We start from the raw sequence: 17881 nt of genomic DNA, 5'->3' as shown, positions 1-17881 counted from the left end.
TCAAAATAATGATTATGACTATATAAAAACATTTAAAATAATAGCATAAAATAAAACTATGTTTTGTAAATAATCTTATAATATTATAAGATGAGACAATAAGGTGTTGTGCAAGGAATGGATATTTATATAGTGTCGTGTTTTTAAATATTTGAAATAGGAGATGGTGTTATGAAGTATAGGGTAAGTTTGTCATTAATGTTAGCTACAAGTTTATTGTTAAGTAGTACAGTTGCAACCGCACAAGAAGATAATTCTAATAAGAGTGCAGAAGAAACTAAAAATGAAAATACAAGTAAGGCAATAGATTTTGAAAAAGCACAAAAAATGAGTCCGCAAGCTTTGAAAGAACAGTTAACGGCAGGGGATTTGAAGTTACATGATAAAGTTGCAGAACATAATTCAGTAGAAATGAGTACATTTGCAAATAGAGCGTACCAAGACGTTAATACATACATAGACAATAACAACATAGAACCTGCAAAAATAGTGCAAGATTCTCGTATGAATAATTTACCAAAATATAATTATAAATCAGGGAAATTCATCGGTGTCGTTATTCATGAAACTGCAAACCCTAATAGTACAATCGATGGTGAAGTAAATTACATGTATAATAACTACAATAATGCCTTTGTTCACGCATATGCAGGTAGCGACAAAATTATACAAACAGCGCCAAGCGACTATTTAGCATGGGGCGCCGGAGCGAATGCTAACCCATATTTTTATCAAATAGAATTAACAAGATCTAACACATTTGATGGTTTTGCTAAGTCTGTGAACAACCAAGCTTATTTGACTGCTAAAATGTTAAAACAAAACGGACTACAACCTTCACTTGCAGATAATAATCAAGGAACTGGAACAATTATTAGTCATAATGCAGTTAGTCAATACTGGGGTGGGACAAACCATACTGACCCTGTAGGTTATTTTAACCAATGGGGCTATAACATGAATCAATTTTATAGTTTAGTTCAGAAACACTATAAAGAATTAGGTGGCGAAGATGATGATGCCATTACAGGTTCTACTTATAAAGTGGTTAAAGGCGATACATTGTATAGTATCTCTAAGAGAAGTGGCGTAACAATTGATAATATTAAAAAATGGAATGACTTAAACGATAATACACTATCCGTCGGTCAAACATTGAAATTGACGGATCCTGATAGTAATGACGATAGTATTTCAGGTGATACACATAAAGTAGTCGAGGGTGACACTTTATACAATATTTCTAAAAGAAGCAAAGTGAGTATTGAAGATCTCAAAAAATGGAATAATCTTGAAACGAATAATATCAGTAAAGGGCAAACACTCTACTTAGTTAAAACATATACCGTTGAAAAAGATGATACCTTGTATAGTATCGCTAAAGAACAAGATACAACAGTAAGTAAAATAAAATCCGATAATAATCTAGATTCAAATAGCATTAAAACAGGACAAATTTTAAAAATAAAATAGCCTTGGAATGTTCAGTTAATTGAAAAATAGCTGTTAGGTATCTTTGCGATATCTAACAGCTATTTCATATTTTTAGACTCACTTGAGTAGGAGCCGTACTTATCCTGTAGTTTTCGACCCATGTTGTTTTCTTAGGTAGTTTTAGGTGCAAATTTATTTTAGGTCTACGTCTTCTTTTATACCATCTTGAAAACCTGCTACTAAATCATCTATGTGCATAAAACCACTAGTTATAATTACAGCTATTAGAATAATGAATAAGCCAAAAAACCAATCTTTTACAGTCAAATACTTCTTTTTCTTATGATAATAAAATCCTATAAGTAAACCAACTATGATGGCAACTATTAACTCCATAGTAAATGACCCCTTAAAAAATCAAAAAACAATTAAGTAATATAATATCACAATTAAATTTTTTATGATATATTAAAATTAAATAGAAGTATAGTAGCTTTTTAATTTAGGACAGTGAATAAAACTAAAGTAAGGAGTGGTTACATGATAGCTAAAAATATTAAATATCCTTATATTAAATTATTGTTTGATGTAGTTGGCATTGTATCTTTTATTGCCTTACTATTTGTATTTGGCGCAAATTTCTATATAGAAAGTGACCCTAACGGAAATTTTAATACGGGTATCACAATAAGTGGGAGCAATGCTATCGTATTTAGTATCCTACTTTGGGTGACAATTATCTGTGCTTTAGCATCCTTTCTTTTGAAAAAAATAAAATAATGAAAAGTTTAAACCCTTAACCGTTTTACTATTTCTGATAGTAAAACGGTTTTTATAATACTTTTACTCTTTAAAGTTATATAAACAAAACACCAAGATAATATAATCTTTCTAGATTATTAAACTCATTTTCCTATAGTAAAGGAAAAATTGTCCATTAATGTGTAAGCGCATACATAGTATAGTTTGATAAACAAACAGAAGGGATGATTTATATGAAAAATATTTTATTATCATGTTCCGCAGGGATGTCTACAAGTTTATTAGTTACCAAGATGAAAGAGGCAGCAGAAAGTGCTGATATTGAAGTTAACATTGAAGCAGTATCAAGTGATAATGCTTTTTCAAAATTAGATAACTATGACGTGTTATTAATTGGTCCGCAAATGAGATTCATGAAGCGAAAATTTGAAAAATACGCTAAAGAAAACAATATCGAAATTCCTATTGATATTATTGATACTGTTGCATATGGGCGTATTGATGGTGATGGTGTATTAAAGCAATCACTAAATTTAATAGGAAAGTAGTGAAACCATATGGAAAATAAATTTATGGAAAAACTAGAAGATATATTATTACCAATTGCAGATAACTTGAATAACAATAAGTATCTTTCGAGTTTAAGAGATGGATTTATGGTTGCTTTACCTTTAATTATTTTTGGTTCAATTTTTATTGTAATAGCCAATTTTCCATTTTTAGAAAAAATATTATCTGAATCACAATTTTCGGCTTGGCAAGCTATGGTTGGACCAGCTTCAGAGTCCACGCTCTCTATAATGGGGCTATATGTAATTATAGGTATTGGTTATAAGCTGACAGAGAAAAATGGATTTGAAGGTATTTATGGCGCTGTAACAGCATTAAGTAGTGTTTTGATTTTAACACCTCAAGTTTTTGAAAAAACGGAAGGCGTCATACCGGTCGAGATTTTAGGGGCAAAAGGTATGTTCTTAGGTATTTTTGTGTCTATTATTTCGTGTGAAATTTACAGTTATCTATGTCAGAAAGAGATAACAATTAAAATGCCTAATGGTGTACCAACTCAAGTGGCCAAATCATTCAGTGCTTTAATTCCTATTTCGGTAACACTTTCGGTGATATTAATCGTTAGAATATTAATTTCTTTTACACCTTTCGATACATTACAAAACTTTATTTATACAATTTTGCAACAACCATTAACAGAATTAGGTAGCGGATTAACGGCTACAATTATTGCAGTACTTTTAATACAAATATTTTGGTTTTTCGGATTACATGGCCAAATCATTGTAAATACAGTATTTGATCCAATTTGGTATTCTTTGAATAACGAAAATTTAGAGGCATTTAAAGCAAATCAAGACTTGCCTAATATTATTACCAAACAATTTATAGATACATTCTTAGTAGGCATGGGCGGTACTGGTGGCACAATGGTAGTCATTATATTGATATTTATTGTTTCCAGAAGTCAACAAAACAAAGAAATTGGGAAGTTAGGCGCCCCAGCTTCTATTTTCAATGTAAACGAACCGATATTATTTGGATTACCAGTAATAATGAATCCAATTATACTTGTACCATGGATTATTGCTCCAGTAGTAGTAACTATAATAACTTATTTTTCTATGGGATTAGGATTGGTACCTAAACCTTCTGGCGTCATTGTTCCTTGGACAACTCCTATTTTCATAAGCGGATATTTAGCTACAGGAAACGCTTGGCAAGGTGCAGTATTACAGCTATTTAATTTAATTGTTACGTTCTTAATTTGGTTACCATTCTTTAAAGTATTGGACAATGGTTATTTTAGAAAAGAACAAGAAAAATCAAAGAGTGAGGAGTAATATATCATGGATAATACAGAAATAGCATTCCAAATTATCTTGCTAGCTGGAAATGGTAGGTCAAGTGCAATGGAAGCAATTCAATATGTGAAAGAAAATGATTTCGAGACTGCTAAGGAAAAAATGAAAGAAGCAGAGCAAGAAATAAATAAGGCGCATAATTTTCAAACAAGTTTATTGCAAGAAGAAGCGCAAGGAAAAGATTATCAATTAAATTTAATACTTATACATTCACAAGATCATTTAATGAATGCACTAACAATAAAAGATATGGCAAACGAAATCATCGATATTTATCAAGAAATAAAAGCAAACAGATAGGAGAGAACTTTTATGAAAATTACTTTTCCGAAAGATTTTTGGTGGGGCAGTGCGGCAAGTGCGACACAAACTGAAGGAACGAAATCTATTACTGAACAATCCATATGGGATTACTGGTATGAAAAAGAACCAAATCGATTTTATGATAATGTTGGACCAGATGTCACATCGAATTTTTATAACACATATAAAGAAGATATTAAACTGATGAAAGAAACAGGCCATAATTCGTTTCGTTTATCCATTTCTTGGACAAGGATGATAAATCAAGATACAGGAAATATAAACGAAAACGCAGTTGAATTTTATAATAATGTCATTAATGAATTAATAGCTAATGACATTGAGCCTTTTGTTAATTTATATCACTTTGATATGCCTATGAAACAACAAAATAAAGGAGGATTTGAATCGAGAGAAGTTGTCGATAATTATGTTGCTTATGCACAAAAATGCTTTGATTTATATGGTGATAGAGTGAAAAAATGGTTTACGTTTAACGAGCCGATTGTGCCAGTTGAAGGAGGCTATTTATATAATTTCCATTATCCTGATATCAATGATGCCAAAAGAGGTTTTCAATATGCTTTTAATACGATATTAGCAAATGCTAAAACAATCAAGTTATTTAAAGAACAGGACTATAACGGAGAAATAGGCATAGTGTTGAACTTAACACCTTCTTATCCAAGAAGTGAAAATGAAGAAGATAAAAAAGCTGCATTAATAGCAGATTTATTTTTTAATAAGAGTTTTCTAGATCCTGCTACAAAAGGTACTTTTCCAGAACAATTAGTAGAAATGATCAAAGCACAGGATTTAATGCCTTTTTATAAGAGTGAAGACTTGGAAATCATAAAACATAATACAGTAGATTTATTAGGCGTAAATTATTATTTACCTAGACGTGTTAAAGCTAAAGAAAATATACCTAACCCTAATTCGCCATTCACCCCAGAATTTTATTTTGATAATTATGAAATGCCAGGCAGAAAAATGAACCCTTATAGAGGTTGGGAAATTTATCCAGAAGGTATCTATGATATCATGAAAAACTTACAAAATAACTATGGCAATATTACTTCATTTATTTCTGAAAATGGAATGGGCGTAGAAAATGAAGCAAGGTTTATAGAAAACAATCAAATACAAGATGATTATAGAATCGAATTTTTGAAAGATCATTTGTATTGGCTTAATAAAGCTATTAAAGAAGGTGCAAATTGTAAAGGTTACCATATGTGGACATTTATGGATAATTGGTCTTGGATGAATGCCTATAAAAATAGATATGGATTTATTTCTGTGGACATTAATACGCAAGCACGTACAATTAAAAAGAGTGGGTATTGGTTTAAAAAATTATCAGAGGAAAACATGTTTGAATTATAATATATAATCAATACTAAAGTGTAAGGTAATTGGAGTGAGGGAATGAACAAAAGAACTTTAAAAATTATACGGCTTATGTATAATTATTCAAGCACCTATATTTCTGGGGAGTTTATAGGTAAAAGTTTGAGTGTTTCTCCTAGAACAGTTAGAAATGATTTGAAAGAATTAAATGAATCAGAAAAAGAATTTGGATTTTATATTTTTTCTAAGAAATCAGTGGGATATAAATTGATAATAAAAAATAAAGAAAAATTCAATTTATTCCTAAATGATCAATATTTAAAAGATGAGCTTCTCAATTTTAATAATCAAGATAGTAGAGTTAGATATATATTTAGTCAATTACTTGTACTGGATAACTATGTAAAGATTGACGATTTAAGTGAGCGAATGTTTGTAAGTGATACGACTATAAAGAAAGACTTGAAAATGATACGAGAACAGTTAGAAAAACATGATTTGAATCTGATAACAAGCCCATATCATGGGTTGAAAATAGATGGACATGAATTTCAGAAAAGATATGCGATTGCAGAGTTTTTATTAGATCCGTTATCTATGGATGAGCTTTTTGATAGCGAAGAAATAAATGTACTTAAAAATAAAATTATCGGAATAATCAATCGATTTAACATTACAATACCTGATGTGAAATTAGAAAATTTGGTTGTTCATATATATATAGCACTGTTTAGGGTTGAACATAAACTCATTATTAAAGATGAAGGTAATATATTTAATGGCTATACGAAAACGAGTGAAGATGTTAATCAATTTTTTAAGCAGTTAGTAGAAATGATAGAATGCAATTTTAATATCCAATTACCTACTAAAGAAAAACAATATATTTGGACACATATATTAACGTCAGGTCTTATTTCAGAAAACGCTAATATTCATGAAAATAAAGAATTAAATATGTTGATAGAGCATATTTTAAGAAGAATAAAACAAGTGTTTCACTTAGATTTAACAGATGAAGAAGAATTGAGAAATAATCTAAGCTTACATTTATCTACTTCTATTACGAGATATAAATATAAAATGAATATCAGAAATCCATTATTAGCAGAAATTAAAAAGAACTATCCATTTTCATTTGATATCGCTTTAGTAGGAAGTAAAGTAATTGAAGAAGTATACAAAATAAGAATTTCTGAAAGTGAAATTGGTTACCTTGCTTTGCATTTTGAATTGGCTTTGAAAAAACCGAACAATCTGGATAACAAAATCAATACAACTATTGTTTGTGCATCTGGTTTGGCTAGTTCACAGCTAATAAAATATAAATTGATTGAAAACTTTAGTAACGAAATCACGACAACCAATTCATTACAATTGTATGAGTTAAGTGAACATAAATTGCAAGGAACAGATTTAATAATATCAACAATTCCTCTGGAAAAAGATTTCTCTGTACCTGTCATTTATGTAAATACAATTTTAACTGATGTAGATATTTTAAACTTGAAAAAATTTATAGATAACTACAATGTAGGACAAAAAGAAAAGTTAATTGAACTTTTTGCGATTAAAAGTAATGTTGAAAGCAAAGATGAATTATTATCAGAAATTGAGTCTGATTTAAAAGCATTGCATTATATAAAATCAGACTTTTTTGAAAAAGTTAATGAACGAGAAGAAGTAGCTACTACGGCTTATGGTAACCTTATCGCTGTTCCTCATCCTGTTACACCGTCTGCTAAACAATCTTTTATTTATATAGTTAAATTAGACAAACCTATTCAATGGCGGGACAAAGATGTTCAACTTGTCTTTTGTTTAGGTTTAAAATCACAAACAACAGTTGATATGGAACCTATTTTCAAAAGGATTAGTCATATTATTAATGATTTTAGTTCAGTAGTAGAATTATTAAATCAGTCAAATGAAAAAGATTTAAAAGAAACGTACTTTGATATTTATTAATAATGAATTTAAAACAATAAAAATCCAGAAAACTACTCTAATTAAGGTAGACTTCCTGGATTTTTTATTGCTAATCTTTTGTTGTTTGCTCTTTTACGCCCTTTGTAACAGCTTCAGCAAAGTCGTAGATGGATTGTCTGTAATCATTTGGATTTTCTCTCGTGGAGCGACCAAGCTCATCGTCCTCAAAAAATAACTTACGATATTCTGTTGAAATCTCAAGTTGAACACCTGAGCCTGTATCATTTTTATTAATGATATTTTGGCTGGAATCGCCATTTACATAATCAGGGCTATTTTCAACATTAAAATCTTCATTTTCTAATTCCTTACGTATAGATTTGGCCATATCTTTATCTTTACCACCAATGTAGACAACTTTTTTATCTTCTCGAATGCCGTGAATAGACACCGTTTCATCAGATTTGCTCGTCATGTCTTTTAATTTGGGATCATCGAAACGAGTCGAAGTAATATGCAATTTAGCATTATTCGATTTTAATAAACCTTCAAAACTATATAGATTAAAGTTACCTTTTTTAGAAATGATTTTTGCCAATTCGGAAGTGCCAGGCTCAATACCGCCACCATGAATAGCAGTAACTAATATATCTTTGTTATTTGTCGTTTTTGAATTGATTTGCCAATCACGATCTTCTTTTGTGTCAGCTTTCAGTTCTTCGAAATTCTTATAATAGTCTTGATTTTGCGGCTGATCGTTTTTCCACACATATAAAAAATATAAAGAAAGTAAAATAGCGGCAACGATAGCTAACATAATTAAATAATATAAATACAAGTGGAAGATTCTTTTCATAATTGTCTCCTGTAATACATATTTAGTGGCTATAAAAGTATAACAAACTTAATGGATTATACAGGTTATGTGTTGATTACAATTACATTACTTACGACTTAACAGTTATTTACAATTATTATGGGAAAAACATGCTAGATTAAGGTAAGTTGTATGTTTTCATAATTGAGGCGGAGGGATATATTTATGTCCTAGATCATGAGCAAAGTTCATTTAAAGTATCGTAGAATTATATTTCTTTAACTGCGAAATAATTGTTTTCGGCATCTGCAAAATTAAAGACTCTACCCATAGGTAAATCCATAATGTCTCCAACTGCATTTTGATTAGATTTCAAACGATCATATAAGTGGTCGAATTGTGTTGTTGCGAAAATCAGTGATGGTGTAGTTGTACTGACACCCATGTCCATTTCGTCAACTTTCGCTTTGTCCTGCAATACAATAGCAGTTTGAGCATCGTCTTCTGGAAGCAGTTTTACTATGCGCATACCCATTTCTTCGTCATCGGCTACTACTACAAAGTTTAAGTTTTTTGTCCAAAATTCAATTGCTTTATCGTGATCATATACGTATATCATAACTTCATCTAATTTTTTAATCATTTCTCCATCTCCTTTATTGTTAATACCACCTTGCACATAAGTATATTAAATGTAGTCAGTAATGCAAAACAATAACATTGTTAGATATATATTACTGTAATTGGGAATATAGTAGTATAAGCAAAAAACTTTCGAGAAATTTCAAGACATGTTTTAATGTAATTATAAAAGTTGCAATTAAAGGTGATGCAAATGAATTTAGAGTTTAATATAGCAGTCCATCTGCTAACATTTCTAGTTAAGCATTCAGATGCACGTTATAGTAGTGGTTCATTATCAGAGTGGATATGTATTAACCCTGTGCAACTACGCAGGGTGACAAGAAAGTTAAATGATCAACATTACCTAGATGCTAGTAGGGGGAAGTATGGTGGTTATCAAGCTAATGAAGTAACCGCTGATGTTAATCTGGCAGACTTATTTGAATTATTTAATGAGGAAAGATCAGATGGACGTATTTTTACAGGTGACGAAGGTAGTGATTGTGAGATTTCCAGGGAAATAGGGACTACGATGTCTAAGTTTCAGCAAAAAGAAAATGATATATTAATAAATTATTATAAAACCATCACAATTACAGATGTATTAAATGATGTAATGAAGGAGGATATTCATGAGACAATTTGATTTAGTGATTATAGGGTTTGGTAAAGGTGGTAAAACATTAGCGAAATTTGCTTCAGCACAAGGTAAAAAAGTAGCAGTCATTGAGAAGTCTAAAAAGATGTATGGTGGCACTTGTATCAATGTTGGTTGTATTCCTTCAAAAACGCTTGTTCACGAAGGTCTAACTCATAATGATTTTAACAATGCATTTTCTAGAAAAAAAGATGTGGTAGATGCGTTGAATAATAAAAATTATCATAATCTTGCAGATGATAATAATATTGAAGTCTTGGATTATACCGCGAAGTTCAAATCTAACAATGAAGTGAACTTATTAAATGACAATGAGGATGTAGTGGAAACATTGCATGCAGAAGATGTCGTTATTAATACGGGCGCAATGTCAGTCATACCACCAATTACAGGCGTCGAAAGTTCTCAGCATTTATACGATTCTGCTGGGATTATGAGTTTGAATTTTCAGCCTAAGCAATTAGTCATCATTGGTGCTGGATATATTGCTTTAGAATTTGCGTCAATGTTTGCTAACTTCGATACACAAGTGACCGTACTTGAACGTGGCAACGATATTATGCCTAAAGAAGATCATGATATAGTTACAGAAGTTAAAAAAGATTTAGCTAACAAAGGTGTAAATATCATATACAATGTGAACACAGAGCGTTTTGAAGATACTGAATCTGGAACTATTGTGCATACGTCTAATGGAGATTATGAAGCGGATGCAGTCCTGTTAGCGACTGGTCGTAAGCCTAATGTGGATTTAGATTTAGACAATACGGATGTAACGCTTGGTGAGCATGGAGAAATTAAAGTGAATGAATATCTCCAAACGGATGCGCGACATGTCTATGCAATCGGTGATGTTAAAGGTGGTATGCAATTCACATATATCTCTTTAGATGACTTTAGAATTGTTAAAGATCAACTCTTTGGAACGGGTGTGCGTTCTACTGAAAATAGAGGCGCTGTGCCTTATACAGTATTTATTGATCCGCCAATGGCACGTGTAGGTTTGACTGGTCAAGAAGCTAAAAATCAAGGCTACAATGTAATAGAAAACGCACTTCCAGTTAACGCTATCCCTAGACATAAAGTGAATAATGATCCAAGAGGCTTGTTTAAAGTAGTAGTGAATAAAGATACGGAAACAATACTTGGAGCAACATTATATGGCTTAGAATCAGAAGAAATCATTAATGTATTAAAATTAGCAATAGATCAAAAGTTAAATTATAAGGTATTGAAAGATAATATTTATACACATCCAACGATGGTTGAATCATTTAATGATTTATTTGATATGTAATAGTGTGGAAATTTAAAAGGTGATAGATTCCCCTTGAGGGGCTCTATCACCTTTTTACATGCAATAAATATTAAGTCAATGCCATAATAATAACACCTATAAGGCCAAAAAGACCAAAAACCAATGACATCACGCCGAAACTAATAAAACTTTGTTTTTTACTTGTATCACCTTTTTTTGAAAGGCGTTTATTTAAAATTAATAGTACAATACCAAGAATAATGAGTAATATTGAACCATAGAACATTTTGCGTCCCCCTCAACTATATTTATCACGTTTGAATATCTTTATTATGTATTTACCCGGTATATGATGTTAACTAACTCAATATACCATGCACAGTTCAATTAAAGGTAGTATTTTTCATGAAGATTAACAAGCAAAAATAAAAGATGAGTAATTACTGTTTCAAAGTGAACAGTAATACTCATCTTTTTGCTATGTGATCAATATTATAAACTATTGTGACTCACATCCGCGTGTGTATAATTTTTTAGTAATGAACAACCTAATGGATGGTGACCATTGTCTACATATTCGTTAATTTCTTCAAGTACATCTAAGATTTCATATTCCGGCGTGTTTACATCAAACGTGTATTTGAATACTTGCTTCTTATCGGATAACACTGTAGCGATGAGTTCATCATTGTGCATTTTGTAATTTAATAATTGCATAGTAATCCCTCACTTTTTTTATATTTCAATCCAATAATCGGATTGTTTTAATTGAGAATTCATTTCATTGATTAAGCATTTAGATTATAATAGTTCTAATCTGATATATAGTATACATGAAAATTTATAAAATGTAGAGGGTAACGACTTAAATAATTAAAACTTTTTAAAATAAAAATGTAAAAAGACAACTAAGTGTTTCTTGTAAGCGTTTTTAAATGATAATAATTTTAAATTGAGTAAAAATGAAATGCTATGCTTGATGTCTATAAGATAAATTGATATGATACAGAGAATTAAATAAAAGCTTTCTAGGGTTCCGCAACACTCAATGTTGGACTGGTCCGAGAGGAAGCCACATGTTGAATGTGACACGGAAGGATAAAAGCCTGGGAGATAGTAGTGATAACTATCTCTCGGGCTTTTTTTATTTTAATAGGAGGAATATGAATGAATTGGATAAAAATTATTATCGCATCAATATTTGAAGTTGGTTGGGTCATTGGATTAACACATGCAACGACAGGTCTCGAATGGATGTTAACAATTATAGCTATATTTTTAAGTTTTTATTTGCTTATAGATGCATCCAAAATGTTACCAGTGGGTACATCTTATGCAGTATTTGTTGGTCTGGGTACAACAGGTGTCACTATATTTGATTTTGCTTTCTTTGGTCAGGAAGTTAATTATGGAAAAATCATTTTAATTTTAACATTACTTTTAGGTGTGATTTGTTTGAAATTAGTCACACCAGATAAAGGGGGAGAAGCATAATGGCTTGGATATTATTAATCATTGCAGGTATTTTTGAAATGTTAGGCATTACCTTTTTAAATGCTTTTACGCATACACGAAAAACATCTGCTGTCATAAGATTGATAGGTTTCTTTAGTTTGAGCTTCTTAGCTTTATCTATGGCAATGACTCAATTACCTATGAGTACAGCGTATGCAGTTTGGACAGGTATTGGTGCAGTGGGCGGAGCGATATTGGGTATGGTTTTTTATAAAGAGTCTACCGATATCAAAAGAATAATTTGTATTGCAGTCATATTAGCTAGTACGGTTGGTTTAAAATTATTGAGTTAACGTGGAAGTAATAAGAAGTAATAAAGGGGCGCTAATCAGCTGATAAAAAGAAATATGGGCTAGGTGTATTGCGGTGACATAGCGGAATTGATACGATGTAGTTAAGATGGAGGTGCATGTGATGGAAGGACTTGCAGCATTTATTACGATTACATTAATGATTATTATTGTTCCTGGTCCAGATTTTTTTGTAGTAATGAAAAATTCAATTACTTCAGGTAAAGGTAATGGCGCAATGGCCGCATTAGGTATTACGTCAGCACACGTTATCTATTCATTATTAGCAGTATTTGGCATTATATTTATCTTGGCAAATATGTATTATGTCTTTCTAATGATTAAAATTTTAGGTGCATGTTATCTGATTTATTTAGGAATTAAAAGTATCATCTGTGCACGTCAAAGCATGAATTTTTCAACATCTCAAATGCAGGCACAACAGATTAGTTATTTAAGTTCTTATCGACAAGGTTTTATCAGCACAATATTAAACCCTAAAGCATTACTTTATTACATAAGTATATTACCGCAATTTATAACTGCTGGCGAAGGTGTGTCATCTCAAATTGCAATATTATCGGCAATAGTAACAACAGTTATTCTCATCTGGTTTATTTTTTGCGTATACATATTCCAATATATCAAATTACTTTTTGGAAATAGAAAAATAAAAGCGGTGTTTGATTATGCAGTAGGTGCCATCCTTATTGGTTTATCTATCAGTTTATTATTTAGTAAAAGCAGCTGATTTAACTTAAAAGTATAACGAAAGAAGGCTGGGACAAATACATGTCTCAGCCTCATTCACTTTCTAAATAGAATTTCTAGAAAATTGCAATGCTTTATGGACGGAAATAAGCATCTTCAGAAATCAATATCTTGATACCACGGTATATATTTTTGATAGTGTACCAAATTGTTACAATTAATAGGAGGATTGCTACTACAATTGCTATTATTGCAATTGTAGTGTTCTGTTGATCGATAATTGCAGTTCCGAACGCTGCGCTTAAAACTAATAGTATTGGTCCAATATACGTTATAATATGATAAAATAACGATTTTGCTGCATGAGTTGAAGCAGGTTTATCAGCAAAAATCCATAGGATAATAGGTAATATAATTGGTGCAAAGAATATACTGAAATAACTGACTGCTGCTAATACACGACCACTTTGTGTGTCATGATGTAACATTTTTTCGCTCATTTGTATCACCTCAATTGGATAATAACAAGAATAAGTATTGAAATATAGGTATATTACTTCATCTAACAGTATTGTAAGATATGAGCTTCGTAAAAAAGAATAATGAAATATTGGATTATAAATAGAAATAGAGAAGAGGTAATCGTTATGAAAATTTATTTAGTTCGTCATGGAGAATCACAGTCTAATTATGATAAACAACAAGGAAAAAAATACTTTTGTGGTCAGTTAGATGTGCCTTTAACAGAAAGTGGTGTACATTCTGCTCAATTACTACAAAGCTACTTTGAAAAAAAGAACATCGAGCACGTATATATATCTGATTTGACTCGCACGAGACAAACATATAATGCCATATTTGATAAGCACATCTCAGCAAGTGTAACGCCTTTATTAAGAGAGCGTTCTTTAGGTATCTTTGAAGGCAAAATGGTAAATGAAATTGAACAAAACCCCGAATATCATGCTTATTTTAATGATGATAATTTACTTGCTTTTCGCCATAGTTTTACGCAAAAAGCCCCTGAAGGAGAAAGCTATTCGGATGTATTACAGCGTGTTGCACAATTTTTTGAACAAGAACTTGATCCGTCTTTAGAGTCTATCGCAATCGTTGCGCATCAGGTCGTAATCAGATGTTTTCTTGTTTATTTACGCTATGAAACAAAAGAAACTGTAATTGATAGAAAAATAGAAAACTGTGTACCCTATGAACTTGAAATATAAGACAAACAAAAAACCTGAACTGCGACAATGTCGGTTCAGGTTTAATAATTTTTAGCTGCTGTCAAGCTATCATGAAATCCTTGGAATAATGTATTGATATTGTCTAAAAAGCTTCCGACAATAACAGCCAGTATGACGTAAGTTACACTTAGCGCGATTGTTCTAAAAGAAAAGACGCCATATTTTTCTTTCTTCTCAAAGAGATTAAAAGCTATGAAAATAGCAGCCATGGCACCTATTAAAATAGTTAATATCATAACAGTGTGGCCTCCTTAAAATTATTAATGAGTGGCTGTGCTTCTAATAACGTATTTCTTAACTTGTATATATCTTAACAAATTAAGCTTTGAGAAAAACAGGATAATCATATTAAAAAACCTTACAATCATGTAAGGTTTTTTACGAGAATAAGTCAGAGTATATAAATAGATGAGTAAAAAATAGTCTTAACGCCTTTGCCACCACGGAAAGGTGACATGTCATCATTTTGTAACCTTAGCTAATATTATGAAACATAAATGAAAAGTATGGCGCTAAAACAACAATCTTTTGACACAAATGCAGCTGGAATAGAAATCTTGTTAGAAACATTAGATTTCGTTGTCTGACTCCCGTTTGTCATCTATTTATCTACTGCGTCACTTTCAATTCCTTTGTCATCAAGGAATTTCTTAATTGATTTTTGCTTTTTATGATTAACATTTCCGGCAACTTTAGCAGGAACGTCAACAACATTGAGGTTGTTGTCAGGTTGGTAATCTATTTCTTCAATTTCTTTATCAACGTTTTTAATTGTACTGTTTAAGGATGTAAAGTAAGCGATAATTTCATCTAGATTATCTTTATAACCGCTCGGCATGTTGTTATCTTCTACGAAGTCTTTAAAGTGAAGGTCATTTTTAATTGCATTATTCGATAAATCTGATAAACGTTTTTCTTGCGCATCAGTGATTTTTGTATCTGTACCTATTTGTTTATCTAACTTATATTGCATGAGGTATTTATTATCAATAATAAGTGAGTTAACATCTAAATATTTTTTAATCGCTTTATTCATTTCATCTTCACTAATATCTTCACCCTTTTTATCTGAATGGAAGATATCTTTCTCAGCTAATTTGCTCACGTTTTTAGGAGCATTGCGTTCATTATGTTCCTCATCTTCTGAATTACCATTTGAACATGCTGCGAGTATGACAGCTAGCACCAAAACTAACGATAAAAGTATACTTTTCTTCATAAATAATATTGCTCCTTTAATAATAAGTCGTTCTATTTTAACAGTCCCATTGTATGTTTACATATGTTCTTAGAAAATTATAACTTAAGCGTATCATGTAGTGCTATCTATTTGTATGATGAATTAAATAATAAACGCACAATCTATTGAACAAATTAATAATAAAAGAGGATAGTTGCCATATAAATTTAAAAATTCATTAGATTTTCATTTTAAAATGTTAGCTAATATGAATAATTAATTACATAGATACAAGAATAAGAACGCAAAGGTAATACTCATATTCAGGGAAAGGGCATAAAAAAATAGAACCACAAAAGGGTTCTATTTAATCTGTATAATTTAATCTAGAGCTTGAGATTAATGTCTGATAATATAATCAAAAGCGTTTAATGCTGCATTTGCACCAGCACCCATAGAAATAATAATTTGTTTGTTACGATCGTCTGTAACATCACCAGCTGCAAAAATACCAGGGATGCTTGTAGCATTCTTACGATCAATTACAATTTCTTTAGCTTGGTTTAATTCAACATAATTATCAAGCCATTCAGTGTTTGGTAATAAACCAATTTGAACAAAAATACCTTCGAGTTCTAAAGTATGGTCTTCGCCAAGTGATTTATCTTGATATTTAATACCAGTTACTGCACTGTCACCTAAAACTTCTGTAGTTTGAGCATTTTTTATTATAGTTACGTTTGGTAAAGAAGCCAAACGTTCTTGTAATACGTTGTCTGCTTTTAGCGTAGCGTTACGTTCAAGTAATGTTACGTGTTTAACGATTCCTGCAAGATCGATTGCAGCTTCGACTCCAGAATTACCGCCGCCTACAACAGCAACATTTTTATTTTCAAATAATGGGCCATCACAATGCGGGCAGAATGCAACGCCTTTATTGATTAATTCTTCTTCGCCAGGCACTTCTAGCTTGCGCCAACGTGCACCTGTTGAAATAATAACAGTTTTACTTGTTAATTGTGCGCCATTATCTAAAGTGACAATGATACCATCGTCTGTTTTTTTAATATCGCTGGCACGAATACCAGTCATTACATCGATATTGTATTGTTTAATATGATCTTCGAGTGCTGAAGTAAATTTAGGTCCATCTGTTTCTTTAACAGTGACAAAGTTTTCGATAGTAGCGGTATCGTTGACCTGACCACCGATGCGATCTGCAACAATACCTGTACGTAAACCTTTACGTGCAGTATAAATTGCTGCACTACCACTTGCTGGTCCACCTCCGACAATTAATACATCATATGGATCTTTGTCGTTAAATTCAGCTGGATCTGCTTGACTGCCTAAGTTTGCTAATATATCTTGAACTGTCATACGTCCATTACCAAATTCTTCTCCATCTAGGAAAATTGCAGGAACGGCCATAATGTCTTCAGACTCTTCTCTAAAGATAGATCCATCTACCATAGAATGTGTGATATTTGGATTTACCAAACTCATTAAGTTTAAAGCTTGAACAACGTCGGGACATTTTTGACAAGTTAGACTAATAAAAGTCTCGAAATGTAACGGACGGTCTAAAGCTTTGATTTGATCTATAACTGCTTGTTCTTCTTTTGGTGCACGACCGCTTACTTGTAACAAAGCGAGAACAAGAGAGTTGAACTCATGACCCATTGGTAAACCAGCGAATGTAATACCTGTTTCTTCACCAGGTCTATTAACAGAAAAGCTTGGTTTACGTTTAAGGTCAACTTCTTCTATAGTAATGCGAGATGACATCTCTGCTACTTCGTCTAACAATTCTTTTAATTCTTTAGACTTTTCATCTGTACCAAAACTTGCACTTAGTACAACGTCACCTTCCATTAATTGAAGTAATTGTTGTAATTGTGATTTTAGCTGATCATTAAGCATTTA

At 31.4% G+C, this 17881-nt stretch carries 22 protein-coding genes and 1 riboswitch; of the genes, 13 read left to right on the top strand and 9 right to left on the bottom strand.

What is annotated here, in order from left to right:
- The first annotated feature begins 171 nt into the window (after positions 1 to 171).
- Positions 172 to 1473 (top strand): peptidoglycan recognition protein family protein, encoded by a 1302-nt coding sequence (locus tag SOJ_RS00490; RefSeq protein ID WP_002506084.1) that lies wholly within the window; start codon positions 172 to 174, stop codon positions 1471 to 1473.
- 153 nt (positions 1474 to 1626) lie between these two features.
- On the opposite strand, the gene SOJ_RS00485 is transcribed toward SOJ_RS00490, so the two are convergent.
- Complete coding sequence (locus tag SOJ_RS00485) at positions 1627 to 1830, bottom strand: hypothetical protein (RefSeq protein WP_002506083.1); 204 nt, start codon at positions 1828 to 1830, stop codon at positions 1627 to 1629.
- 144 nt (positions 1831 to 1974) lie between these two features.
- Between SOJ_RS00485 and SOJ_RS00480 the strand changes: the two genes are divergently transcribed.
- The 6 genes from SOJ_RS00480 (at position 1975) to SOJ_RS00455 (ending at position 7694) form a co-directional block, all read left to right on the top strand.
- Positions 1975 to 2214 carry a hypothetical protein gene (locus SOJ_RS00480; RefSeq protein ID WP_002506082.1) on the top strand — a complete coding sequence of 80 codons (240 nt, stop codon included), beginning with the start codon at positions 1975 to 1977 and terminating at the stop codon, positions 2212 to 2214.
- Positions 2215 to 2429: 215 nt separating this feature from the next.
- Entirely contained in the window at positions 2430 to 2744 is a 315-nt protein-coding gene (locus SOJ_RS00475; protein ID WP_002506081.1) for a PTS sugar transporter subunit IIB, read from the top strand.
- Positions 2745 to 2753: 9 nt separating this feature from the next.
- Positions 2754 to 4049 carry a PTS cellobiose transporter subunit IIC gene (celB, locus tag SOJ_RS00470; RefSeq protein WP_002506080.1) on the top strand — a complete coding sequence of 432 codons (1296 nt, stop codon included), beginning with the start codon at positions 2754 to 2756 and terminating at the stop codon, positions 4047 to 4049.
- Positions 4050 to 4055: 6 nt separating this feature from the next.
- A complete protein-coding gene (locus tag SOJ_RS00465; protein WP_002506079.1) occupies positions 4056 to 4370 on the top strand; it encodes a PTS lactose/cellobiose transporter subunit IIA in 315 nt (104 codons plus the stop codon).
- Between the two features lie 12 nt (positions 4371 to 4382).
- On the top strand, positions 4383 to 5762 hold the full coding sequence (locus tag SOJ_RS00460) for a glycoside hydrolase family 1 protein (protein WP_002506078.1): 1380 nt from the start codon (positions 4383 to 4385) through the stop codon (positions 5760 to 5762).
- Positions 5763 to 5804: 42 nt separating this feature from the next.
- Positions 5805 to 7694, top strand: a complete 1890-nt coding sequence (locus SOJ_RS00455; RefSeq protein ID WP_002506077.1) for a BglG family transcription antiterminator — start codon at positions 5805 to 5807, stop codon at positions 7692 to 7694.
- Positions 7695 to 7764: 70 nt separating this feature from the next.
- Here SOJ_RS00455 and SOJ_RS00450 read toward each other — a convergent pair whose 3' ends face one another.
- Together SOJ_RS00450 and SOJ_RS00445 are read right to left on the bottom strand one after the other, a co-directional pair.
- The gene (locus SOJ_RS00450; RefSeq protein WP_002506076.1) at positions 7765 to 8511 is read right to left on the bottom strand and encodes a poly-gamma-glutamate hydrolase family protein; all 747 of its coding nucleotides are present in this window, start codon (positions 8509 to 8511) and stop codon (positions 7765 to 7767) included.
- A gap of 229 nt (positions 8512 to 8740) precedes the next feature.
- On the bottom strand, positions 8741 to 9115 hold the full coding sequence (locus SOJ_RS00445) for a VOC family protein (protein ID WP_002506075.1): 375 nt from the start codon (positions 9113 to 9115) through the stop codon (positions 8741 to 8743).
- A gap of 192 nt (positions 9116 to 9307) precedes the next feature.
- Between SOJ_RS00445 and hypR the strand changes: the two genes are divergently transcribed.
- Together hypR and merA are read left to right on the top strand one after the other, a co-directional pair.
- Positions 9308 to 9742: a redox-sensitive transcriptional regulator HypR gene (gene hypR, locus SOJ_RS00440; RefSeq protein ID WP_002506074.1), complete on the top strand. Its 435-nt coding sequence runs from the start codon at positions 9308 to 9310 to the stop codon at positions 9740 to 9742.
- Positions 9729 to 11051: a hypothiocyanous acid reductase MerA gene (gene merA, locus SOJ_RS00435; protein WP_002506073.1), complete on the top strand. Its 1323-nt coding sequence runs from the start codon at positions 9729 to 9731 to the stop codon at positions 11049 to 11051. The genes hypR and merA overlap by 14 nt, the downstream gene beginning before the upstream one ends.
- 70 nt (positions 11052 to 11121) lie before the next feature.
- Here the strand turns inward: merA and SOJ_RS14520 are convergent, their stop codons facing one another.
- Together SOJ_RS14520 and SOJ_RS00430 are read right to left on the bottom strand one after the other, a co-directional pair.
- Entirely contained in the window at positions 11122 to 11298 is a 177-nt protein-coding gene (locus SOJ_RS14520) for a hypothetical protein (RefSeq protein ID WP_002506072.1), read from the bottom strand.
- A gap of 206 nt (positions 11299 to 11504) precedes the next feature.
- Positions 11505 to 11729: a hypothetical protein gene (locus SOJ_RS00430; RefSeq protein ID WP_002506071.1), complete on the bottom strand. Its 225-nt coding sequence runs from the start codon at positions 11727 to 11729 to the stop codon at positions 11505 to 11507.
- Between the two features lie 300 nt (positions 11730 to 12029).
- Positions 12030 to 12127: riboswitch (guanidine-I (ykkC/yxkD leader) on the top strand.
- Between the two features lie 52 nt (positions 12128 to 12179).
- On the opposite strand from SOJ_RS00430, the gene SOJ_RS00425 reads away from it, so the two are divergent.
- The 3 genes from SOJ_RS00425 to SOJ_RS00415 all read left to right on the top strand — a co-directional run bounded on the left by SOJ_RS00425 (position 12180) and on the right by SOJ_RS00415 (position 13568).
- Positions 12180 to 12506, top strand: coding sequence for a DMT family transporter (locus tag SOJ_RS00425; protein ID WP_002506070.1), 327 nt, complete (start codon positions 12180 to 12182; stop codon positions 12504 to 12506).
- The gene (locus SOJ_RS00420) at positions 12506 to 12820 is read left to right on the top strand and encodes a DMT family transporter (protein ID WP_002506069.1); all 315 of its coding nucleotides are present in this window, start codon (positions 12506 to 12508) and stop codon (positions 12818 to 12820) included. The genes SOJ_RS00425 and SOJ_RS00420 overlap by 1 nt, the downstream gene beginning before the upstream one ends.
- A 121-nt stretch (positions 12821 to 12941) precedes the next feature.
- Positions 12942 to 13568 carry a LysE family translocator gene (locus tag SOJ_RS00415; RefSeq protein ID WP_002506068.1) on the top strand — a complete coding sequence of 209 codons (627 nt, stop codon included), beginning with the start codon at positions 12942 to 12944 and terminating at the stop codon, positions 13566 to 13568.
- Between the two features lie 94 nt (positions 13569 to 13662).
- Here the strand turns inward: SOJ_RS00415 and SOJ_RS00410 are convergent, their stop codons facing one another.
- Entirely contained in the window at positions 13663 to 14028 is a 366-nt protein-coding gene (locus SOJ_RS00410; RefSeq protein WP_002506067.1) for a DUF4870 domain-containing protein, read from the bottom strand.
- A gap of 147 nt (positions 14029 to 14175) precedes the next feature.
- On the opposite strand from SOJ_RS00410, the gene SOJ_RS00405 reads away from it, so the two are divergent.
- Positions 14176 to 14754, top strand: a complete 579-nt coding sequence (locus SOJ_RS00405) for a histidine phosphatase family protein (RefSeq protein ID WP_002506066.1) — start codon at positions 14176 to 14178, stop codon at positions 14752 to 14754.
- A 41-nt stretch (positions 14755 to 14795) separates the two neighbouring features.
- Here the strand turns inward: SOJ_RS00405 and SOJ_RS00400 are convergent, their stop codons facing one another.
- The 3 genes from SOJ_RS00400 to ahpF all read right to left on the bottom strand — a co-directional run bounded on the left by SOJ_RS00400 (position 14796) and on the right by ahpF (position 17878).
- Positions 14796 to 15011, bottom strand: a complete 216-nt coding sequence (locus SOJ_RS00400) for a hypothetical protein (RefSeq protein WP_002506065.1) — start codon at positions 15009 to 15011, stop codon at positions 14796 to 14798.
- 365 nt (positions 15012 to 15376) lie between these two features.
- Positions 15377 to 15994, bottom strand: coding sequence for an NDxxF motif lipoprotein (locus SOJ_RS00395; protein ID WP_002506064.1), 618 nt, complete (start codon positions 15992 to 15994; stop codon positions 15377 to 15379).
- A 360-nt stretch (positions 15995 to 16354) separates the two neighbouring features.
- A complete protein-coding gene (gene ahpF, locus SOJ_RS00390) occupies positions 16355 to 17878 on the bottom strand; it encodes an alkyl hydroperoxide reductase subunit F (RefSeq protein WP_002506063.1) in 1524 nt (507 codons plus the stop codon).
- Positions 17879 to 17881: the final 3 nt, after the last annotated feature.

This window comes from Staphylococcus sp. OJ82 (genome assembly GCF_000294465.1).
GTDB classification, from domain to species: Bacteria; Bacillota; Bacilli; order Staphylococcales; family Staphylococcaceae; genus Staphylococcus; species Staphylococcus equorum.
Note: the sequence above shows the minus strand (reverse complement) of the source record. Positions and strands in the feature narration are given on the sequence as shown.

Excerpts from the sequence above, each read along its gene's own strand:
- SOJ_RS00490 (WP_002506084.1), top strand. The coding sequence starts at position 172 with ATGAAGTATAGGGTAAGTTTGTCATTAATGTTAGCTACAAGTTTATTG.
- SOJ_RS00485 (WP_002506083.1), bottom strand. The coding sequence starts at position 1,830 with ATGGAGTTAATAGTTGCCATCATAGTTGGTTTACTTATAGGATTTTAT.
- SOJ_RS00480 (WP_002506082.1), top strand. The coding sequence starts at position 1,975 with ATGATAGCTAAAAATATTAAATATCCTTATATTAAATTATTGTTTGAT.
- SOJ_RS00475 (WP_002506081.1), top strand. The coding sequence starts at position 2,430 with ATGAAAAATATTTTATTATCATGTTCCGCAGGGATGTCTACAAGTTTA.
- celB (WP_002506080.1), top strand. The coding sequence starts at position 2,754 with ATGGAAAATAAATTTATGGAAAAACTAGAAGATATATTATTACCAATT.
- SOJ_RS00465 (WP_002506079.1), top strand. The coding sequence starts at position 4,056 with ATGGATAATACAGAAATAGCATTCCAAATTATCTTGCTAGCTGGAAAT.
- SOJ_RS00460 (WP_002506078.1), top strand. The coding sequence starts at position 4,383 with ATGAAAATTACTTTTCCGAAAGATTTTTGGTGGGGCAGTGCGGCAAGT.
- SOJ_RS00455 (WP_002506077.1), top strand. The coding sequence starts at position 5,805 with ATGAACAAAAGAACTTTAAAAATTATACGGCTTATGTATAATTATTCA.
- SOJ_RS00450 (WP_002506076.1), bottom strand. The coding sequence starts at position 8,511 with ATGAAAAGAATCTTCCACTTGTATTTATATTATTTAATTATGTTAGCT.
- SOJ_RS00445 (WP_002506075.1), bottom strand. The coding sequence starts at position 9,115 with ATGATTAAAAAATTAGATGAAGTTATGATATACGTATATGATCACGAT.
- hypR (WP_002506074.1), top strand. The coding sequence starts at position 9,308 with ATGAATTTAGAGTTTAATATAGCAGTCCATCTGCTAACATTTCTAGTT.
- merA (WP_002506073.1), top strand. The coding sequence starts at position 9,729 with ATGAGACAATTTGATTTAGTGATTATAGGGTTTGGTAAAGGTGGTAAA.
- SOJ_RS14520 (WP_002506072.1), bottom strand. The coding sequence starts at position 11,298 with ATGTTCTATGGTTCAATATTACTCATTATTCTTGGTATTGTACTATTA.
- SOJ_RS00430 (WP_002506071.1), bottom strand. The coding sequence starts at position 11,729 with ATGCAATTATTAAATTACAAAATGCACAATGATGAACTCATCGCTACA.
- SOJ_RS00425 (WP_002506070.1), top strand. The coding sequence starts at position 12,180 with ATGAATTGGATAAAAATTATTATCGCATCAATATTTGAAGTTGGTTGG.
- SOJ_RS00420 (WP_002506069.1), top strand. The coding sequence starts at position 12,506 with ATGGCTTGGATATTATTAATCATTGCAGGTATTTTTGAAATGTTAGGC.
- SOJ_RS00415 (WP_002506068.1), top strand. The coding sequence starts at position 12,942 with ATGGAAGGACTTGCAGCATTTATTACGATTACATTAATGATTATTATT.
- SOJ_RS00410 (WP_002506067.1), bottom strand. The coding sequence starts at position 14,028 with ATGAGCGAAAAAATGTTACATCATGACACACAAAGTGGTCGTGTATTA.
- SOJ_RS00405 (WP_002506066.1), top strand. The coding sequence starts at position 14,176 with ATGAAAATTTATTTAGTTCGTCATGGAGAATCACAGTCTAATTATGAT.
- SOJ_RS00400 (WP_002506065.1), bottom strand. The coding sequence starts at position 15,011 with ATGATATTAACTATTTTAATAGGTGCCATGGCTGCTATTTTCATAGCT.
- SOJ_RS00395 (WP_002506064.1), bottom strand. The coding sequence starts at position 15,994 with ATGAAGAAAAGTATACTTTTATCGTTAGTTTTGGTGCTAGCTGTCATA.
- ahpF (WP_002506063.1), bottom strand. The coding sequence starts at position 17,878 with ATGCTTAATGATCAGCTAAAATCACAATTACAACAATTACTTCAATTA.